The sequence below is a fragment of the Nocardia sp. NPDC056000 genome (assembly GCF_042269265.1).
In the GTDB taxonomy this organism is placed as follows: Bacteria; Actinomycetota; Actinomycetes; order Mycobacteriales; family Mycobacteriaceae; genus Nocardia.
Map to the genome: position 1 here is coordinate 95,879 of NZ_JBHJXS010000022.1, position 18,882 is coordinate 114,760.

Sequence of the window (18,882 nt, forward strand, 5' to 3'; positions counted from 1 at the left end):
GCCCGGTTATCCGGAGCCGTGGGCATCCGGGCCGGACGTCGTTGTCCGGCCCGGATCGTCCAGCGGCTCAGCCCAATATGCGGTCCAGCGCGTCAACGGCCTCGTCCAGTTCGGCGACGGTGACGGTGAGCGGGGGCCGGAAGCGGATACCGCGCTCCCCCGTGCCGAGGATGAGGATGTGTTCCTGCTCGCGCAGCCGGGTCACCACGTCATCGCGCAGTTGGGCCGTGTCGAGGGTGATGGCGCACATGAGGCCGCGTCCGCGCGGTTCGGTGACTTCCGCATGGGCGGTGGACAATTCGGTCAGTCGGCGCAGCAGGTGCGCACCGAGTTCGCGGGCGCGCTCGTGCAGGGCGTCCTGCTCGATCACCTCGAGGATGCGGCGCGCCCGCACCATATCGGCGAGGTTGCCGCCCCAGGTGGAGTTGAGCCGGGAGCTGACGTGGAAGACATTGTCCGGCACCTCGTCGATGCGCCCGCCCGCCATGATTCCGCAGACCTGGGTCTTCTTGCCGAAGGCCACCACATCGGGTTCCAGGCCGAGCTGCTGATACGCCCACATGCTGCCGGTCATGCCGACGCCGGTCTGCACCTCGTCGAGGATGAACAGCGCGTCGTTGGCGTGACAGAGCTCCTGCACGGCGCGCAGGAATTCCGGCCGCAGATGCCGGTCGCCGCCCTCGCCCTGGATGGGTTCGGCGATGAAACACGCTATGTCGTCCGGGTTTTCGGCGAAGGCGCGAATGATCTGATCGAGGGCGTGCCGTTCGGCGGCCTCGATATCGGGATGCGCGTCGCCGATGTACGGGGTGTCGATGCGCGGCCAGTCGAACTTGGGGAAGCGTGCCGTCTTCACCGGATCGGTATTGGTGAGCGAGAGCGTGTACCCGGTGCGGCCGTGGAAGGCACCGGTCAGATGCAGCACCCTGGTGCCGAGTTCCGTTGCGCGCCCGTGCATTTCATTGTGCCGGGACTTCCAGTCGAACGCCGCCTTGAGGGCGTTCTCGACCGCGAGCCCGCCACCGTCGATGAAGAACAGATGCGGTAGCCGGGGGTCGCCGAGGACACGCGCGAAGGTGTCCACGAATCTGGCCATTTCGACGGTGTAGACGTCGGAGTTGCTCGGCTTGTTCAGGGCCGCCGCGGTCAGGTTCGACAGGAAGCGGCGGTCACCGACCAGGGCCGGATGGTTCATGCCCAGCGCCGAGGAGGCGAAGAAGCCGAACATATCCAGGTAAGCCGTGCCGTCGCGGGCGTCGACCAGTCGGCGGCCGCGAGACTTTCGCAGGTCCAGCACTAGATCGAAGCCGTCCGCGAGGATGTTCTCGGACAGGATTTCATGCACCCGGGCGGGGGTGACCAGGGTCGTGTCGGCAACCGCCCCGAGCCGATCGAGTTCTAGGGTCACCACCCCAGCGTAAACGAACTTTTACGGTTTTGTCCGTAAGTTCCGAACTAATTACGAAAGCAACCTACTTGTCATAGAATGTCTGCAGAATGATGGTGCTTCGAGTCCGGACGTTGGCGGTCGCGCGAATTTCCTGCAGCAGCTGCTCCAGGTGCCGGGGTGAGGCCACTCGCACGAGCAGCATGTAGCTCTCGTCTCCGGCCACCGAATGGCAGGCCTCGATGCCCGGAATGTGCTGTAGCAGTGCGGGTGCGTCATCGGGCTGCGACGGGTCGAGAGGAGTGATGGCGACAAATGCCGACAGCATCTGCCCCAGCGCCTCCGGATCGACGTTCGCCGTGTAGCCGCGGATCACGCCGCGCGCCTCCAGCCGCCGGACACGCGACTGCACCGCTGACACCGAAAGGTTCGCCTTCTCGGCAAGATTGGAGAGTGTGGCGCGACCATCGGCTATCAGCTCACGGATCAGCAATCTATCGATGTCGTCGAGTTGTGGTTTCGCCGGTGTATCCGCCATCAGCGAAGGCTAACTCAGCGAACCGAACTCGTGGCCGGAACCCATACTGGAGCTGCCGATGAACCCTGTAATGACCGATGAATTGACCGGCGAGCCGCGCGCTCGCACCGAGTCACTACTTCGCGCGCTCGGCGCGAAAACCCCCGAACCCGGGGAGCTCTCGGTGCGCACGCCGATCACCGGCGGCGAATTGCTCACCCTGCGACCCAGTTCGGCGGCCGAGGTGGACGCCGCGATCGGGCGCGCGGCCGAGGCGTTCCGGGACTGGCGCACCGTGCCCGCGCCGCAGCGGGCCGCCGTGGTGCGGCGCCTGGCGCAACTGCTGGTGGAGCACCAGAACGAGCTGGGCGAACTGGTAACCCTGGAGGCCGGGAAGATCGGCGCCGAGGCGCGCGGCGAGGTCCAGGAGATGATCGATATCTGCGAGTTCGCCATCGGGCTCTCGCGGCAGTTGTACGGCAAGACCATGCCGTCCGAGCGGCCCGGGCACCGGCTGCTGGAGACCTGGCATCCGCTGGGCGTGGTCGGGGTGATCTCGGCGTTCAATTTCCCGGTCGCGGTGTGGGCGTGGAATACCGCGCTGGCGCTGGTGTGCGGGGACACCGTGGTGTGGAAGCCATCGGAGATGACGCCGTTGACCGCACTGGCGTGCCATTCGCTGCTGCGCCGGGCGGCGGCCGATGTCGGCGTGAATCCCGAAGTGCACCAGTTGATTCAGGGCACGGGCGAGGTCGGCGCACAGCTGGTCGACGATCCGCGCGTCGCACTGGTGAGCGCCACCGGATCGGTGCGGATGGGGCGGATCGTGGCCCCGCGGGTGGCCGAGCGGTTCGGGCGCTGCCTGCTGGAATTGGGCGGCAATAACGCGGCGGTGGTGACGCCGTCGGCGGATCTGGATCTGGCGGCGCGCGGCATCGTGTTCGCGGCGGCGGGGACGGCCGGGCAGCGCTGCACGTCGCTGCGGCGGCTGATCGTGCACGCGGATGTGGCCGGGCCGCTGCTGGATCGCATCTCCTCGGCATATCGGCAACTGCGCGTTGGCAATCCGCTCGAGGAGGGGGTGCTGGTCGGACCGCTGATCAACGGCCGCTCCTATGACGCGATGCGGGACGCGCTGGCGCGGGCGCAGGCCGACGGCGGCGAATTGCTGTGCGGGGGTGAGCGAGTCGACGGTTTCGGCGAGGACGCGTACTACGTCCGGCCCGCCATCGTGCGCATGCCCGCGCAGACCGCGGTGGTGCGCGAGGAGACCTTCGCGCCCATTCTCTACGTGCTCACCTATCACGATCTCGATACCGCGATCGAACTGCACAATGGTGTGCCGCAGGGACTTTCGTCGTCCATCTTCACGCGGAACCAGCGCGAGGCGGAGCGGTTCCTGGCCGCGGACGGATCCGATTGCGGTATCGCCAATGTCAATATCGGCACCTCGGGTGCGGAGATCGGCGGCGCGTTCGGCGGCGAGAAGCAGACCGGCGGCGGCCGCGAATCCGGATCGGATTCGTGGCAGGCGTATATGCGGCGGGCCACGAACACCGTCAACTACTCCACGGAACTGCCACTGGCGCAGGGCATTCAGTTCGGCTGACCCGCCCGGATGACCGAAAGGCAACGGCCCGAACCCCCCATGCGGTTCGGGCCGTCGAGTATTCGGATCAGCCCTGTTCGTCGGTGCTGATGGCGCGAATCTGCTGTTCGTACGCGGCGCGGGTGGATTCGTCGGACGGGTGCAGGGCGCGGTCACCGTTGAACAGGCGGCGGACCAGGCGCACGGCGGGCTCCGGCGCGGCGGCGAACACCGCGTCGATGGGGCCGAGGTAGTTGGGGACGGCGACCTCGGCCCGGCGGGTGCGCACGGTCTGAACCACCGCCGCGGCAACGTCTTCCGGGTCGACGGTGGGCATGCCCGCACCCAGTGTCAGGCCGGACGACAGGCGGGTGCGCACCGCCGACGGCATGACCGTGCTGACGCTGACGCCGTACGGTTCGAACTCCAGCCGGGTCGCGGCGGACAGGCCGACCGCGGCGAACTTGCTGGCGTTGTAGACGGCCAGGCCCGCGATCGGGATCTTGCCCGCCAGCGACGCGACATTGATGATGTGGCCCCTACCCCGGTCCACCATGCCGGGCGCGACGGCGCGCATACCGTGGATGAGACCCCAGACGTTCACGTCGATGGTGGTGTGGCCCACCGCATCCGGTTCGTCGAGGAAGGCTCCGGCGGGCATGACACCGGCATTGTTGACCAGGATGTCGATGCGGCCGAAGTCGGCGACGACCTTGTCCCACTGGTCGCGGTGGCGCACATCGAGTTCGAAAGCCTTGGCGTCCAGGGCGGCTGCCACGGCCTGGGCGGCGGCGGTGTCCACATCGGCGATGGCGACCTCTGCGCCCTTGCTCGCGAACAGTTCCGCCGTGCACTGGCCGATACCGCGGCCCGCGCCGGTGATCAGCACCCGCGCTCCGGCGAGATCGATTGCCGGATAGTTCTTTCCGAGGACGCTCATGCGAAAACTCCCTGTTCCATGGCTTTGCGGGTGCTGATCAGGCTGTGTTCGAAGGTGGCGAGGCGACGGCGGCCGTCCATGAAGTTGGGGCCCATGACGGCGAGATCCTCGGCGGTGGCGTCCAGGCGCAGCACCTTGGTGCCGCTGGCGCGCAGCTGGGCGATCTCGGTATCGAGCTTCTCGCTCATGCGATTTCGCATTTGCCGCTCCAGGAAGTGGCCCGCGCCGGTCGCCGGAATGCGGCCGGTGGAGGCCATCGGGGCGATGACCACGACCTCGTCGAGCTGTGCCGGGATGAGCAGATCGGCCGAGGCGGTGGAGGCCGCGCCGCCGTCGATGAAATTCCGGCCGTCGATGGGCACGGCCGGGAACCAGCCGGGAACACCCCAGGAAGCACGAAGTGCCGCACCGAGACTCGCCCGCGGGGCATGCGGGGAACCGAAGGCGACGCGTTCGCCGGTGGCGTCGTCCATGGCGACCAGCCAGGTGGCGGGGTGTTCGACCCAGGTGCGGCCGGGGTTGAGGCGGTCCGCGAGGCGCTGCAGCCAGCTCGCGTCGCCGCTGCCCCGCGGGAGCAGGCCGCTACCGGCGGTGAGCAGGGCGTGACCATTGCCGGGGCGCGCCAGCAACTCTCGTGCGGCGCGGGCGGGGGCGTTCAGGCGCGGGCGCGGCAGCGGCGGGAATCGCGGTGGCTCACAACGCATATGGGCGGTGAGGATCGGATTCGTCGAGGTGCCGCGCTGCATATCGATCAGCTCGTCGACGCCGATGCCGCTGCCCAGCATGGTCAGCATTTCCGCGCCGGCGGAGGTGCCGATCATGACGTCGGCGGTGCGGGGATCCCAGTCCAGTACATCGCGGGCCGCCGCCAGCGCGGCCACGATCCACGCCGCGCCGACCGTACCGCCGCATCCGATGGCCAGGCCACGTCGATGTGACCCGTTCCTGTTACTCATAGTTTCGAACACTAGCAGAATTCGAATACCCGGGGTATCCCAAATCTTCGAGTACATAGAATGTCCGCATGGCACGACTGACCCGCACCGAGAGCCAGGCCCGCACCCGCGCCGACCTGCTCGCGACGGCACGCGACATGTTCCTCACCGACGGGTACGCCAAGACCAGCCTGGAACGCGTCGCCGAGGAGGCCGGTTACTCCAAGGGCGCGGTGTACTCGAACTTCCGCACCAAATCGGCGTTATGCCTGGAGGTGCTCGGGCTCATTCACGAGTCCAAATTCGCTGAGGTCACCGAGGTGCTCGGCACCGAGGGCACCCTCGAGGAACGGCTCGCGCGGTTTCAGGGCTGGGCCGAGCGCACGCTCGGCGATGTCGGCTGGACCATGCTGGAATTCGAATTCGCCATCGTGGCCCGGGACGATCCGGCGCTGCAGGCCGCCATGGTGTCGAGTCTCGGCGTGGTGCGCGGGACCATTGCCGCGAGCCTGCAATCGCTCGCCGATTCGACCGGGCTGAGCCTGCCGTTGCCCGCCGAGGACGCGGCGACCTCGGTGCTGAGTCTCGGCTTGGGGCTGGGCATTCTGCGTGCCATCGATCCGACGCTGTCCGCTCAGCTCATCACCGACGCGGTGCGGGCGATGCTCGGCGGTGCGCTGACCAGCTGACCGGTCCGCTCAGGGCCGGAAGTGCAGGGTCCATTCGCCGCGATAGTGCAGGCGGGTGACGCTCACCGGCGGAACGTCTATGCGCCAGAACGACTTCGCGGGTGCGTCGAGGGTCACCAGGAGTGCGGCGCGAATGACCGAGGGATGCGTGATGGCGATGGTGGGCTCACCTTCGACCGCGATATCGGCCAGCCACTCCCCCGTGCGCTCGACCACATCCACCACCGATTCACCGCCGTGTCCCCGATAGCCGGGATCGGTGAGCCAGAGATACAGATCTTCCTTCGGCACCGACATGAGCTCCCCGCCCCGCCACGCGCCGGCGTCGAGATCACGTAATCGATCATCCTCATTGCCAATGAGACCCATGAGCGCCGCGGTCTCCACGGTCCGGCGTTCCGGCGCGGTCAGCACCCGCGCCGCCTGTAATCGCCCGCACGCCGACACCGCGCGCCGCCCGGCTTCGGTCAAGGGTTCGTCCACCGGGAATCGTGCCTTGCGCATCGCCTCGGTCATCCCGTGACTGACCAGGTCGAGCCGGAGCACCTTCTGCACGATTCGCAGCCTACGCGCGGGCTCCGCAGCCGTAATCCGATTGCCCGTCCTTCGCTCCCGACCCGCACTCGGTCGATCTTGATCGCATGCGCGCGATCACCCGCTCATCCGAAACGCGGACGATCCCGGGTTCGACCGGCGCATGAGCGCCGGGTGTCGGTGGTCGGGTGCAGACTGGGGCGATGGATCGGTTCTCACCAGCTACCCGGGAGTGGTTCGACGGCGCGTTCCCGGCGCCGACGGCCGCGCAGTTGGGGGCGTGGGAGGCCATCGCGGCGGGGGAACACACGCTCGTCATCGCGCCGACCGGGTCGGGTAAGACGCTGTCGGCGTTCCTGTGGGCGATCGATCGGCTGGCGACTCGGGAGATAACCGCGGCGGTCGAACCCGCCGATGTGAAGCGCACCACCCGGGCGCGAAAGGCGACGAGCAGCGCGAAGAGCGCGAAAGGCGCGAGCGCCGATGGCGGCGCGAAAGCTGTCGCCGAGAAGCGTAAGACGTCGGTGCTCTATATCTCCCCGCTGAAGGCTCTCGCGGTGGATGTGGAGCGGAATCTGCGGGCCCCGCTGGTGGGGGTTACCCAGACCGCGAAACGACTCGGGTTGGACGCGCCCGAGATTCGGGTGGGGGTGCGGTCCGGGGATACCAGTCCGGCGGATCGGCGCGGGCTCTTGCGGACGCCGCCGGACATTCTCATCACCACGCCGGAGTCGCTGTTCCTGATGCTCACCTCGGCGGCACGGGAGAGCCTCAGCGAGGTGCACACCGTGATCGTGGATGAGGTGCATGCCATCGCGGGGTCCAAACGCGGTGCGCACCTGGCGCTTTCGCTGGCACGGCTGGATGCTCTGACCGAACGCCCGGCACAGCGGATCGGGTTGTCGGCCACGGTGCGGCCGCCCGAGGAGGTGGGGCGATTCCTGGTGGGGAGTGCGCCCATCACCATTGTGAAGCCGCCCGCGCCCAAGACATTCGATCTGTCGGTGCGGGTGCCGGTGGCGGATATGACCGAACCCGATGCGGGAGCGGAGGATTCGGATCAGCCAGGATCGATCTGGCCGCATGTGGACGAGGCGATCGTGGATCTGGTGCTCGAACATCGATCGTCGATCGTGTTCGCGAATTCGCGGCGGCTGGCCGAGCGGCTCACGGCCCGATTGAACGAGGAGTACGCGGGGCGGATCGGCGAAGAGGTCGATACCGAGCATGCGCCGCCCGCGCAGCTGGGGGCCTCCACCGAGGTGATTCACGGTGCGGCCCCGCTGCTCGCGCGCGCCCATCACGGGTCGGTGAGCAAGGAACAGCGCGCCATCATCGAGGACGATCTCAAGAGCGGGCGATTGCGCTGCGTGGTCGCCACCAGCAGCCTGGAGCTCGGAATCGATATGGGCGCGGTCGAATTGGTGGTGCAGGTGGAGGCCCCGCCCTCGGTGGCCAGCGGGCTGCAACGGGTCGGGCGCGCCGGGCATCAGGTCGGGGAGATCTCGCGCGGCGTGATCTTCCCCAAGCATCGCACCGATGTCATCCACTGCGCGGTGGCATCGCAGCGCATGACGGCCGGGCAGATCGAGGAACTCAAGGTTCCGCTGCACCCGCTGGATATCCTCGCCCAGCAGACGGTGGCGGCGTGCGCCCTGGAACCGCTCGACGCCGAGGTGTGGTTCGAGACCGTGCGCGGTACGGGAAGCTATGCGTCCCTGCCCCGTTCGGCCTACGACTCGGTGCTGGATCTACTGTCCGGCCGCTACCCCTCCGACGAGTTCGCCGAACTGCGCCCGCGCATCGTCTGGGATCGCGATGCGGGCACCCTCACCGGCCGCCCGGGCGCACAGCGCCTCGCGGTCACCTCCGGCGGCGCGATCCCCGATCGCGGCCTCTTCCCGGTCTTCATGGTCGGTGAGAAAGCCTCCCGCGTAGGCGAACTCGACGAGGAGATGGTCTACGAATCCCGCGTCGGCGATGTCTTCGCCCTCGGCGCGACCAGCTGGCGCATCGAGGAGATCACCTTCGACCGCGTCCTGGTCACCCCCGCCTTCGGCCTCCCCGGCCGACTCCCCTTCTGGCACGGCGATTCCCTCGGCCGCCCCGCCGAATTGGGCGCGGCCCTCGGCGAATTCGTCCGCACGGCGGGCAAAGCGGTGGAGCAGTCATCCGGCACGGCGGTAACCGCCGACACCGCTCGCAAGAACGGGTCCGGGCGGGGCACATCCGCATCCGCCGGGCCGGTTACGACCGAGTTGGAGCGAGTGACCTCCGCCGCGGGGCTGGATGCCAATGCGACGGCGAATCTGGTTGCGCTGCTGGAGGAGCAGCGGGTGGCGACGGGGCAGTTGCCGACCGATCGGACCATGCTGGTGGAGCGGTTCCGCGATGAGCTCGGGGACTGGCGGGTGGTGTTGCATTCGCCGTACGGGCTGCCGGTGCACGCGCCGTGGGCGCTGGCGGTGGGTGCGCGATTGCGGGAGCGGTTCGGGGTGGATGCCGCGCCGACGCCGTCCGATGACGGGATCGTGGTGCGGCTGCCGGATACCACCGATGATCCGCCGGGCGCGGAGTTGTTCGTGTTCGAACCGGATGAGATCGATGATCTGGTGACCGAGCAGGTGGGCGGGTCGGCGCTGTTCGCGTCGAGGTTCCGGGAGTGTGCGGCGCGGGCGCTGCTGCTGCCCCGGCGCGATCCCGGAAAGCGCGCGCCGCTGTGGCAGCAGCGGCAGCGGGCGGCCCAACTATTGGATGTGGCACGCAAATTCCCGGAGTTCCCGATCCTGTTGGAGACGGTGCGGGAATGTCTGCAGGACGTGTACGACCTGCCCTCGCTGCGGGAACTGCTGGGGCGGGTGGCGCGACGGCAAGTGCGGCTGGTCGAGGTGGAGACGGCCACGCCGTCACCGTTCGCGAACTCGCTGCTGTTCGATTACATCGGGCAGTTCATGTACGAGGGCGACAGTCCGCTGGCCGAACGCCGGGCGGCGGCGCTGTCACTGGATTCCAGTCTGCTGGCGGAACTGCTGGGCCGGGTGGAGCTGCGGGAACTGCTCGACGCCGAGGTGCTCGAACAGACCGAGCGGGAATTGCAGCGGCTCACCCCGGAGCGGCAGGCGCGCGATATGGAGGGACTGGCCGATCTGCTGCGCCTGCTCGGGCCGATCACGGCCGAGGAGGCCGCCGAGCGCTGCCTCGACGATCCCCGGCCCTGGCATGCCGAACTGGTGAAAAGCCATCGCGCCCTGGAGGTTTCCTTCGCGGGCTCGCGATGGTGGGTAGCGGTCGAGGACGCGGCCAGATTGCGTGATGCGCTCGGGGTGCCGCTGCCCATCGGGGTTCCGGCCGCCTTCATCGAACCGGTCGCCGATCCGCTGGGCGATCTGGTCGGGCGCTACGCCCGCACCCACGGACCGTTCACCCTCACCCAGGTCGCGCACCGTTTCGGTCTCGGCACGGCGGTCGCGGCCACCGCCCTGCATCGCCTGGCCGCCGAAAAGCGCGTCGTGGAAGGCGAATTCACGCCGGGCGCGGCCGGATCCGAATGGTGTGACAGCGAAGTGCTGCGCCGCCTGCGCCGCCGCTCGCTCGCGGCGGCCCGCAAGGAGGTGGAGCCGGTCGCCACCGCCGCCCTGGCCCGCTTCCTGCCGTCCTGGCAGCACATCGGCACCGGTGAACTGCGCGGTGTCGACGGCGTCGCGGCCGTGGTGGAACAGCTTGCGGGCGTACCGATCCCGGCCTCGGCCTGGGAATCGCTCATCCTGCCCGCCCGCGTCCGCGACTACTCCCCCGCCATGCTGGACGAACTCATGGCCACCGGCGAAGTCCTCTGGTCCGGCCACGGCTCCATCACCGCCAAGGACGGCTGGATAGCCCTGCACCCCGCCGACCAAGCGGGCCTCACCCTCCCCCCGCCCGATGACCTCGACCTCACCGAAACCCACATCAGCCTGCTGCTGGCCCTGGGCGCCACGGTGATCGGCGGCCCGGGCACGAACGGGCAAGCCCGGTCCAACGCCAAGGCCGGGGCGACGACGACGTCCACCGGCGCCTCGCCCGGAACCGACGCGAAGTCCAAAGCCGACGCCACGTCCGCGAACAGGGGAAGCGGCGATATCGGTGCTGCCGAGCTCGAAGCCGAGGCGGCCGAATCATCGGCGCGGGGAACCGGTTACCAGGTTGTGGATATGTCCGGTGGCGGGGCCTACTTCTTCCGGCAGTTGGCCGATGCCAGCGGACTGGAGGATGAGGGGGCGGTGCTCGGCGCGCTGTGGGAGCTGGTGTGGGCCGGATATGTCGCCGGGGATACGTTCGCGCCGGTGCGGGCGCTGCTGGCCGGGACCGCGCGGACGACCACCGCGCATCGCACGCCGCGGCGAGCGCCGCGCGGGCGAATGTATCTGCCGCGCACCGGGGTTCCGGTGCGGACCAACCCGCCCAGTGCGGCCGGGCGATGGTCGCTGCTACCGGAGCGGGTGGCCGACAATACGATCCGGGCGCACGCTACGGCGGATGTGCTGCTGGAACGGTACGGGGTGCTGACGCGCGGGTCGGTGCAGAGTGAGGGCATTCGGGGCGGGTTCGCGCTCATGTACCGGGTTCTCACCGAATTCGAGGATCGGGGACGGTGCCGCCGCGGCTATTTCGTGGATTCGCTGGGCGGAGCACAGTTCTCGACCACCGATGTGGTGGATCGGCTGCGTTCGTTCGAAACGGATAGGCCGCGCGCATTCGAGAACAGCGGGCCGGATGTAGGCGGACGTGGTTCGGGCTCGTCGACAATGCCGGGCGGCAACGCTCGGGAGACGGCGCTGGTGCTGGCGGCGTGCGATCCGGCGAATGCCTACGGGGCGGCGCTACCTTGGCCGAAGTCTGCGGTGGAGGGAGCGGGTCATCGGCCGGGGCGGAAGGCGGGTGCACTGGTGGTGCTGGTGAATGGGGAGCTGGCACTGTATTTGGAGCGGGGCGGGAAGACGCTGCTCACGTTCACCGAAGATGCGGCCCTGCGGGCGGCGGGGGCCGAGGCGCTGGCGGGGCTGGTGCGGGAGCGGCGGGTGGATTCACTGGTGATCGATCGGGTGGACGGGGAATCGGTGCACGGCAATACGTTCGCGGAGTTTCTCACGCAGGCCGGGTTCGCGGCCACGCCCAAGGGTTTCCGGTTGCGGAGCCGCCCGTGAACGGGATCGGCTGTGCCTGAGGGCGATACGGTATTCCTGACCGCCGCCCGGCTGCGCAGAGCGCTGGCCGGAAAGGTGCTGACGCGCAGTGATTTCCGGGTGCCCAGATATGCCACCCTGGATCTGCGCGGGCAGCCGGTGGAGAGCGTCGGCAGCTACGGCAAGCACCTGTTCGTGCGCACCCCCGAGCTGAGCATTCACACCCATCTGAAGATGGAAGGCGTCTACCGGGTCTTCACGCCCGGCCAGCGCTGGACCAAACCCGGTTTCACCGCCCGCCTGGTGCTCGCCACCGAGGACGCCGAGGCCGTCGGCTTCTCCCTCGGCCTGGTGGAGGTGCTCCCGCTATCCGCCGAGCACACCGCTACCGATCATCTCGGCCCGGATCTGCTCGGCCCGAATTGGGATGCGGCCGAAGCGGTCCGGCGACTGTCGGAGCATCCGGACCAGCCGATCGGCCTGGCACTGCTGGATCAGCGGAATCTGGCCGGAATCGGGAACATCTACCGCAGCGACATCTGTTTCCTGCGCCGCGTGCACCCCGCGACCCCGGTGGCAGCGGTCGAGGATCTCCCCGCCCTCGTGGACGAGGCGCATCGGGTCCTCACCCGCGCCGCCCACCAACCCCCGTGGCGCGCACTGGCTTACGGCCGCCAGCGCCGCCCCTGCCGCCGCTGCGGCACCAACCTGGTCGTGCACCTGCTGGCCGATGATCCGGCCCTGGCCCGCGCGGACAGAGGAATCTACTTCTGCCCGCGCTGCCAGCCCGAGCCGTAAACCGCGCGATCACTAGAACCGCTACTTCGCGCAGCTACCGCTGATCACCGGCATCCCACGCCGATACCGAGCTCGACGAACCCGACGGCGACGCACCACCGGGCGGCCGCCGCCGGATCCCTTTCGGCGCACTACTTTTCGACGGGAACCGGCTCCAGGATCTGCGGGCGGGGCTCCGGGGCGGCCACGCGCAGGGCGTCGGCCGAGGCGTCGTCGGGCTGGGTCTGGGATTCGATTTCGGCTTGTACGCGAGCCACGTAAGTCGCTATCTCGCGGGTGATCTCGGCTTCGTCCCAGCCGAGCACCGGTGCCACCAGGCGGGCCACCTGCTCGGCGCAGTCGACGCCGCGATGCGCGTATTCGATGGAGATGCGGGTGCGGCGGGCGAGGATGTCCTCCAGGTGCAGGGCGGCTTCGGCGGCCGCGGCGTAGACGGCTTCGACCTGGAGGTAGCCGGGGGACGCCTCGATCGGTTGCAGCAGTTCGGGTTTGCCGTCGGCGAGGCCGAGCACCTCGTCGATGAGCGAGCCGTACCTGTTGAGCAGGTGCTGGATTCGGTACGGGTGGATGCCGTACTTCTCGGCCAGATGCGGCGTCTGGTTCAGCAGCGCGTGATAGCCGTCCGCGCCGAGCAGCGGGACCTTATCGGTGATGGTCGGCGGCACGCGGCGCGGAATGTCCTGTGCCGCTTCGTCGACCGCGTCGTAGGCCATGACGCGGTAGGTGGTGTACTTACCGCCCGCGATGGCCACCAGACCGGGGGCGATACGGGCGACGGCATGCTCGCGCGAGAGCTTGGAGGTCTGATCGCTCTCCCCCGCGAGCAGTGGGCGCAGGCCCGCGTACACGCCCGTGATATCGGCGTGCGTGAGCGGGGTGACCAGCACCGAATTCACGTGTTCGAGCAAATAGTCGATGTCGTTCTTGGTCGCGGCGGGATGCGCGAGGTCGAGATTCCAATCGGTGTCCGTGGTGCCGATCAGCCAGTGATCGGTGCCCCACATGATCACGAACAGCACCGAGGTGGGGGTGCGCAGAATGATCGAGGTATCGCTGGCGATGCGATCGCGCGGAACCACGATATGCACACCCTTGGACGCTCGCACATGGAATCGTCCGCGCTGATGCGCCAGAGCCTGCAGTTCATCGGTCCAGACGCCGGTGGCATTGATGACGACGCTGCCCCGCACCTCGGTGCGGCGGCCGTCCTCACTGTCCTGCACCTTCACGCCCACCACCCGATCGGCCTCGCGCAGGAAGCCGACCACCTGGGTGGAGGTGCGGATGACCGCGCCGTAGTGCGCGGCGGTGCGCGCCAGGGTCATGGTGTGCCGGGCGTCGTCGACCACGGTGTCGTAGTAGGTGAGCCCGCCGGTGAGCACGTTGTTCTTGAGTCCGGGAGCCAGTCGCAGCGCCCCCGACTTGGTCAGATGATGCTGTCCCGGAACGGATTTCGCACCACCCATGGTGTCGTACAGGGTGAGCCCGGCGGCGACGTAGGGCCGCTCCCAGCCGTAGTGGGTGAGCGGGTACAGGAAGCGCAGCGGCTTCACCAGATGCGGCGCGAGCTTGGAGAGCGAGAGTTCACGCTCGTGCAGCGCCTCGCGCACCAGCCCGAATTCCATCATCTCCAGATAGCGCAGGCCGCCGTGGAACATCTTCGAGGAGCGACTGGAGGTGCCCGAGGCGAGATCGCGGGCCTCCACCAGAGCAACCTCGAGGCCACGGGTCGCGGCATCGAGTGCGATACCGGCGCCGACCACGCCACCGCCGATCACCACCACATCGAAGTTGTCCTTACCCAAGCGCGCCCAGGCTTCTTCGCGCTGTTCGGGGCCGAGAAACTGCGATCGCGGGTTCTTCGTCATGCTCGACTCCTCCGGCTTTCGCCGCGGATGTCCGGCGCGGCGTTCGTATCGATGTCGACGCTCAGCTACTCGCAAGCAACCGTAGTCCACACTAATCGTTCGGTGTACGACCCGGCGGCGTGGTGTCCGGACGGGGTGCGCGTCATGGCGGTGCGCGGGCATACCCGGCGGGTAGCCTGTCCCGAATGCGTCGATATGTGGCTGCCATCGATTCCGGTACGACCTCCAGCCGGTGCATCGTGTTCGATCACCAGGGCCTCATCGTGGGGGTCGCGCAACGCGAGCACGAGCAGATATTCCCGCAACCCGGCTGGGTCGAGCACGATGCCGAAACCATTTGGCGCAATACCGAACTCGTCATCGCCGAGGCGCTGGAGAACGTCGGCATCGGGGCGGGCGATATCGCCGCGGCGGGCGTCACCAATCAGCGCGAGACCACCGTGGTGTGGGAGCGCGCCACCGGTAAGCCGATCCACAACGCCATCGTCTGGCAGGACACCCGCACCGCCGATCTGACCGTCGAACTCGCCGGTTCCGAGGGCGCGAACCGCTACGCCGACCGCACCGGACTGCCGCTGTCCACCTACTTCGCCGGACCCAAGGTGCGCTGGATCCTGGATCGGGTGCCCGGGGCCCGGCAGCGCGCCGAGGCCGGGGAACTCTGCTTCGGCACCATCGACAGCTGGATTCTGTGGAATCTCACCGGCCAGCACATCACCGACGTCACCAATGCCTCGCGCACCATGCTGATGGATCTGCGCACGCTGCAATGGGATTCGGGCATCTGCGCCGACTTCGGCATTCCGATGGCCATGCTGCCGACCATTCGCAGCTCCTCGGAGGTGTACGGCGAGATCACCAGCACCGCGCTGGCGGGCACCCCGATCGCGGGCATTCTCGGCGATCAGCAGGCCGCCACCTTCGGGCAGGCGTGCCTGTCGCCCGGTGACACCAAGAACACCTACGGCACCGGCAATTTCATGCTCATGAACACCGGCGAGACACCGGTTTTCAGTGAGCACGGACTGCTCACCACCGTCTGCTACCGGCTCGCCGATCAGCCCGCCGTGTACGCGCTCGAGGGTTCCATCGCCGTCACCGGATCACTGGTGCAGTGGCTGCGCGACAACCTGGGCATGATCTCCAGCGCCGATGAGATCGAACCGCTGGCCCGCACCGTCGCCGACAATGGCGGCTGCTACATCGTGCCCGCGTTCTCCGGCCTGTTCGCACCGCGGTGGCGGCCGGACGCGCGCGGTGTGTTCGCCGGTCTCACGCGGTTCGTCAATCGCGGCCATATCGCGCGAGCGGTGTTGGAGGCCACCGCATTCCAGTCCCGCGAGGTCATCGAGGCCATGCGCGCCGATGCGGCGGCGCAGCATCTGGACGTGGAAAAGGTGACGCTCAAGGTGGACGGCGGCATGGTCGTCAACGAACTGCTCATGCAGTTCCAGTCCGACATCCTCGAGGCCACGGTGGTGCGCCCGGTGGTCACCGAGACCACCGCCCTCGGCGCGGCGTACGCGGCGGGCCTCGCCGTCGACTACTGGTCCTCCACCGATGAGATCCGCGCCAACTGGGCCGAGGACAAGCGCTGGAACCCCACCATGGCCGACGCGGACCGCGACCACCTCGTCCATGAATGGAACAAGGCGGTCGAGCGCACCTACAACTGGGCGTAGCCGCGGGTTCGCCGGGCGCTCGAGCACGCTCCCGGCGCTACCCGTCGTCTACTGCGCGGCGTGCGCCTTGGCCAGGCGCGCGACCGCGTCCTCCAGCACCGTCGTGTCCGAGGTGGTGAAGCACAGGCGCATGGAGTGGGTGTAGTCGGTGGAGACGGCGAAGGCCGCGCCGGGGACGTAGGCGACGCCCGCGTCCAGGGCGCGGGGCAGCAGGGCGGCGGTGTCGGTGCCGTCCCGGAAGTCGGCCCAGACGAACATGCCGCCCGCCGCGTCGGTGGTGACGATGCGGTCGCCGAAGGCCGAGCGGACCGCGTTAACCAGGGCGCGGGCGCGCTCGCCGTACACTTGGCGGACCGAATCCACGTGGGCGGCAAGCCAATCGGTGTCAGAGAGCAGGGTGCTGGCGATCTGCTGGGTGAGCGCGGAACCGCACAGGTCCGCGCCTTGCTTCAGCAGCTCCACCGCGCGGCACACCCGCGTGGGAGCGACCATCCAGCCGACCCGCAGCGAGGGGGCCAGGATCTTGGAGGCGCTGGACAGGCGAATCACGTTGGGCGAGTAGGTCGCCACGGGAGCCGGGGACGGGCGGTCGAACCAGAGTTCGCCGTACGGATCGTCCTCGATGACCCAGAAGCCGTGCGCCGTGGCCAGTTCCGCCAATTCCAGGCGGCGCTGCGGGCTCATGGTGACACCGCCCGGATTGTGGAAGTTGCTGACGGTGTGCACGAAGGCCGGGCGCTCACCCTGCGCGAGGAGTTCGCGCAGCACATCCACGCGCATGCCCTCGGCATCCAGCGGGACGGCGACGATGCGGGCTCCGGCGGCCCGGAAGACTTGCAGCGCACCGACATACGCGGGATCCTCCACCACGACCAGTGCGCCGGGATCGAGCAGCACCTCGGCGAGCAGGGACAGCGCCTGCTGGGAGCCGTGCGTGACGAACACCTCGTCGACCGGGATGGTGCGGCCCATACGGGTGGACTCGCGGGCGGCGAGCACCTCGCGCAGCGGGCCCCAGCCCGGGGATTCGGTGTACTGGAGTACCGAGCGATCACTCAGCGCGGCATCGGCGGCTACCGCGATCCGGTCCCGGGGCATGAGCTGCGCATCGGGCAATCCACCTGCCAGGCTGATGATCTCGGCACGCGCGGTGAGCTTGAGCAGATCGCGAATCGCGGAACTCTGCAGGCCATCGAGCCGCCGGGACAGCGGTGGAGTGATCGCGGACATGAAACACCTCCGAGGGAACGCCGGGGTACGCCAAAACCCACTGTTTCACAGCGCTACCAGAATATGAAATTCCGATCCCGCATTGTGAGATGCGACTCCGGCGTCCCCGAGCGATCAGCGCTCGTCGATGGCGAAGATGAGGTGCTTGCCGTCTCGCGTCACCGTGCCGATGCGCTGGCGATAGACCGTCGTGGTCCCGTCGGTGCGATGTTCGGTGAGATCGGCGTCATAGGCGTTGTTGCCGTCCCGGATACCGTCCTCGGTGCTGACATCGGTGATGCGCAGGCAGTAGCTGGTGCCCTTGGGGATCACATCGTTGATGGCCTTCTGGATGGTGTCGGCGGGCGAGACGTTCAATGCGTCCGGGGCGACGAAGGATCGCGCCTTGTTGCCGTCCCGATCGGCGTAGAACGCGTGCTGGAAACCCAGAATGGCGTTCGCACCGGTATCGGTGCCACCGGCGCCGTTCCCGATCGTCAGCGGTCCCTCGCGCTTGGCGGGGCAGCTCAGCGCGGCCACCGAGGTCGGCGCGGCGGTGGTGACAGTGCCGCCGGGACCGAATACGGCCTCCGGCTCCGGGGCCTTGTCCTCACCGCCGGTCAGCGATACCACCACCAGTGCGACCACGGCGATCAGCACCACCGCGCCCGCGCCGACCGCGATCGGCATCCACGGCTTCTTCGATTTGCGTTGCGGTGCAGCGGCTTTCGGCGCGAGCCGTTTGGCGATCTCATCATCGCCCCAGGACAGCGATTCCTTCTTGGCCCCGCCCTTACCGGGCTCGGCCTTCTTCGGCATCAGCATCTTGGTGAGCGGATCGTCCGCCCAGGACAGCGATTCCTGCTGCGGCGCAGCGGAGTCCGCGGGCGGCATACCGTTCTCGGCGGAGCGCAGCCAGGCCGATTCCCGGCCGATCTGCGAGGTCTTGATACCGCCGCCGGTGGCCCAGCCCGAGGAACGCTTGGGCGGCTCGGGCGTGGTCGCATGCCGCACCGTCTGCTCGGAGCCGTCGAAATCGTTGCCGTACAACGCATTCGGGTCACCCGCATAGGGCGTCCCGGAATCCGGTGCGAGGTACTCCGGTGCGACGCCCGGCGTCACCGCGCCGTCATCGGCGGGCCGCCAGGCCAATTCGGGACTGGCCGGTGCCGGTGCGGGCGTCCATCCGGACGCGGCCGTCTCGGGCACCACCGGGTACTCACCGGTCGGCGGGCCGAATTCACCCGCACCGAAATCCGCCGCCGGTGCCCCGAAGTCGGTACTCGGCGCGCCGAAACCCTCACCGGCGGAACCGAATACGGAGATCGGCGGCCCGAAGTCATTGAGCGACGGCCCGAACTCCGATACCGGCGGCCCGAACCCGGAATCGTCATCCGGCTGCTCCGCGGGGGGCCGCCGGTGCGCTTCGGTGAGCGCGTCGTGCTCGGTCCCCGGATCCGGCGCTCCGGCGCCGGCACCCGATGCGGGGCGGTCGGCCGAGGTGTCCTTGCCGGAATCCATCACACGTCCTTTCGCCACACACGCGTGGGGCGGTCTCACGACCGCCCCACGC

The 18,882-nt window shown here is 68.5% G+C and carries 13 protein-coding genes; 5 read left to right on the plus strand and 8 right to left on the minus strand.

What is annotated here, in order from left to right; genetic code table 11:
- Positions 1 to 67 precede the first annotated feature (67 nt).
- Entirely contained in the window at positions 68 to 1,408 is a 1,341-nt protein-coding gene (gene lat / locus ACFC4D_RS44415) for an L-lysine 6-transaminase (RefSeq protein ID WP_376072717.1), read from the minus strand.
- Positions 1,409 to 1,472: 64 nt separating this feature from the next.
- Entirely contained in the window at positions 1,473 to 1,925 is a 453-nt protein-coding gene (locus ACFC4D_RS44420) for an Lrp/AsnC family transcriptional regulator (RefSeq protein WP_067562135.1), read from the minus strand.
- Between the two features lie 58 nt (positions 1,926 to 1,983).
- Here ACFC4D_RS44420 and ACFC4D_RS44425 point away from each other — a divergent pair, with 58 nt between their 5' ends.
- A complete protein-coding gene (locus ACFC4D_RS44425) occupies positions 1,984 to 3,513 on the plus strand; it encodes an aldehyde dehydrogenase family protein (protein WP_376072720.1) in 1,530 nt (509 codons plus the stop codon).
- Positions 3,514 to 3,580: 67 nt separating this feature from the next.
- Here ACFC4D_RS44425 and ACFC4D_RS44430 read toward each other — a convergent pair whose 3' ends face one another.
- Positions 3,581 to 4,432, minus strand: a complete 852-nt coding sequence (locus ACFC4D_RS44430; RefSeq protein WP_375963509.1) for an SDR family oxidoreductase — start codon at positions 4,430 to 4,432, stop codon at positions 3,581 to 3,583.
- Complete coding sequence (locus ACFC4D_RS44435; protein WP_376072723.1) at positions 4,429 to 5,388, minus strand: patatin-like phospholipase family protein; 960 nt, start codon at positions 5,386 to 5,388, stop codon at positions 4,429 to 4,431. Before ACFC4D_RS44435 ends, ACFC4D_RS44430 begins: the two co-directional genes overlap by 4 nt.
- A 68-nt stretch (positions 5,389 to 5,456) precedes the next feature.
- Here ACFC4D_RS44435 and ACFC4D_RS44440 point away from each other — a divergent pair, with 68 nt between their 5' ends.
- Positions 5,457 to 6,056 carry a TetR/AcrR family transcriptional regulator gene (locus tag ACFC4D_RS44440; protein ID WP_375963505.1) on the plus strand — a complete coding sequence of 200 codons (600 nt, stop codon included), beginning with the start codon at positions 5,457 to 5,459 and terminating at the stop codon, positions 6,054 to 6,056.
- Positions 6,057 to 6,065: 9 nt separating this feature from the next.
- On the opposite strand, the gene ACFC4D_RS44445 is transcribed toward ACFC4D_RS44440, so the two are convergent.
- Positions 6,066 to 6,611 (minus strand): histidine phosphatase family protein, encoded by a 546-nt coding sequence (locus ACFC4D_RS44445; RefSeq protein ID WP_375963502.1) that lies wholly within the window; start codon positions 6,609 to 6,611, stop codon positions 6,066 to 6,068.
- Positions 6,612 to 6,793: 182 nt separating this feature from the next.
- Here ACFC4D_RS44445 and ACFC4D_RS44450 point away from each other — a divergent pair, with 182 nt between their 5' ends.
- Both ACFC4D_RS44450 and ACFC4D_RS44455 read left to right on the plus strand, forming a co-directional pair.
- On the plus strand, positions 6,794 to 11,773 hold the full coding sequence (locus tag ACFC4D_RS44450) for an ATP-dependent helicase (protein ID WP_376072727.1): 4,980 nt from the start codon (positions 6,794 to 6,796) through the stop codon (positions 11,771 to 11,773).
- A 12-nt stretch (positions 11,774 to 11,785) separates the two neighbouring features.
- Positions 11,786 to 12,550 (plus strand): DNA-formamidopyrimidine glycosylase family protein, encoded by a 765-nt coding sequence (locus ACFC4D_RS44455; protein WP_376072730.1) that lies wholly within the window; start codon positions 11,786 to 11,788, stop codon positions 12,548 to 12,550.
- Between the two features lie 131 nt (positions 12,551 to 12,681).
- Here ACFC4D_RS44455 and glpD read toward each other — a convergent pair whose 3' ends face one another.
- The gene (gene glpD, locus ACFC4D_RS44460) at positions 12,682 to 14,418 is read right to left on the minus strand and encodes a glycerol-3-phosphate dehydrogenase (protein ID WP_364646188.1); all 1,737 of its coding nucleotides are present in this window, start codon (positions 14,416 to 14,418) and stop codon (positions 12,682 to 12,684) included.
- Positions 14,419 to 14,603: 185 nt separating this feature from the next.
- Between glpD and glpK the strand changes: the two genes are divergently transcribed.
- A complete protein-coding gene (gene glpK / locus ACFC4D_RS44465; protein WP_364646185.1) occupies positions 14,604 to 16,100 on the plus strand; it encodes a glycerol kinase GlpK in 1,497 nt (498 codons plus the stop codon).
- Positions 16,101 to 16,148: 48 nt separating this feature from the next.
- On the opposite strand, the gene ACFC4D_RS44470 is transcribed toward glpK, so the two are convergent.
- Positions 16,149 to 17,330, minus strand: a complete 1,182-nt coding sequence (locus ACFC4D_RS44470; RefSeq protein ID WP_376072733.1) for a PLP-dependent aminotransferase family protein — start codon at positions 17,328 to 17,330, stop codon at positions 16,149 to 16,151.
- A 114-nt stretch (positions 17,331 to 17,444) separates the two neighbouring features.
- Positions 17,445 to 18,830 (minus strand): hypothetical protein, encoded by a 1,386-nt coding sequence (locus ACFC4D_RS44475; protein ID WP_376072736.1) that lies wholly within the window; start codon positions 18,828 to 18,830, stop codon positions 17,445 to 17,447.
- Positions 18,831 to 18,882: the final 52 nt, after the last annotated feature.

Coding starts and splice junctions, on each gene's coding strand:
- ACFC4D_RS44420 (WP_067562135.1), bottom strand. CDS start 1,925: ATGGCGGATACACCGGCGAAACCACAACTCGACGACATCGATAGATTG.
- ACFC4D_RS44425 (WP_376072720.1), top strand. CDS start 1,984: ATGAACCCTGTAATGACCGATGAATTGACCGGCGAGCCGCGCGCTCGC.
- ACFC4D_RS44430 (WP_375963509.1), bottom strand. CDS start 4,432: ATGAGCGTCCTCGGAAAGAACTATCCGGCAATCGATCTCGCCGGAGCG.
- ACFC4D_RS44435 (WP_376072723.1), bottom strand. CDS start 5,388: ATGAGTAACAGGAACGGGTCACATCGACGTGGCCTGGCCATCGGATGC.
- ACFC4D_RS44440 (WP_375963505.1), top strand. CDS start 5,457: ATGGCACGACTGACCCGCACCGAGAGCCAGGCCCGCACCCGCGCCGAC.
- ACFC4D_RS44450 (WP_376072727.1), top strand. CDS start 6,794: ATGGATCGGTTCTCACCAGCTACCCGGGAGTGGTTCGACGGCGCGTTC.
- glpD (WP_364646188.1), bottom strand. CDS start 14,418: ATGACGAAGAACCCGCGATCGCAGTTTCTCGGCCCCGAACAGCGCGAA.
- glpK (WP_364646185.1), top strand. CDS start 14,604: ATGCGTCGATATGTGGCTGCCATCGATTCCGGTACGACCTCCAGCCGG.
- ACFC4D_RS44470 (WP_376072733.1), bottom strand. CDS start 17,330: ATGTCCGCGATCACTCCACCGCTGTCCCGGCGGCTCGATGGCCTGCAG.
- ACFC4D_RS44475 (WP_376072736.1), bottom strand. CDS start 18,830: ATGGATTCCGGCAAGGACACCTCGGCCGACCGCCCCGCATCGGGTGCC.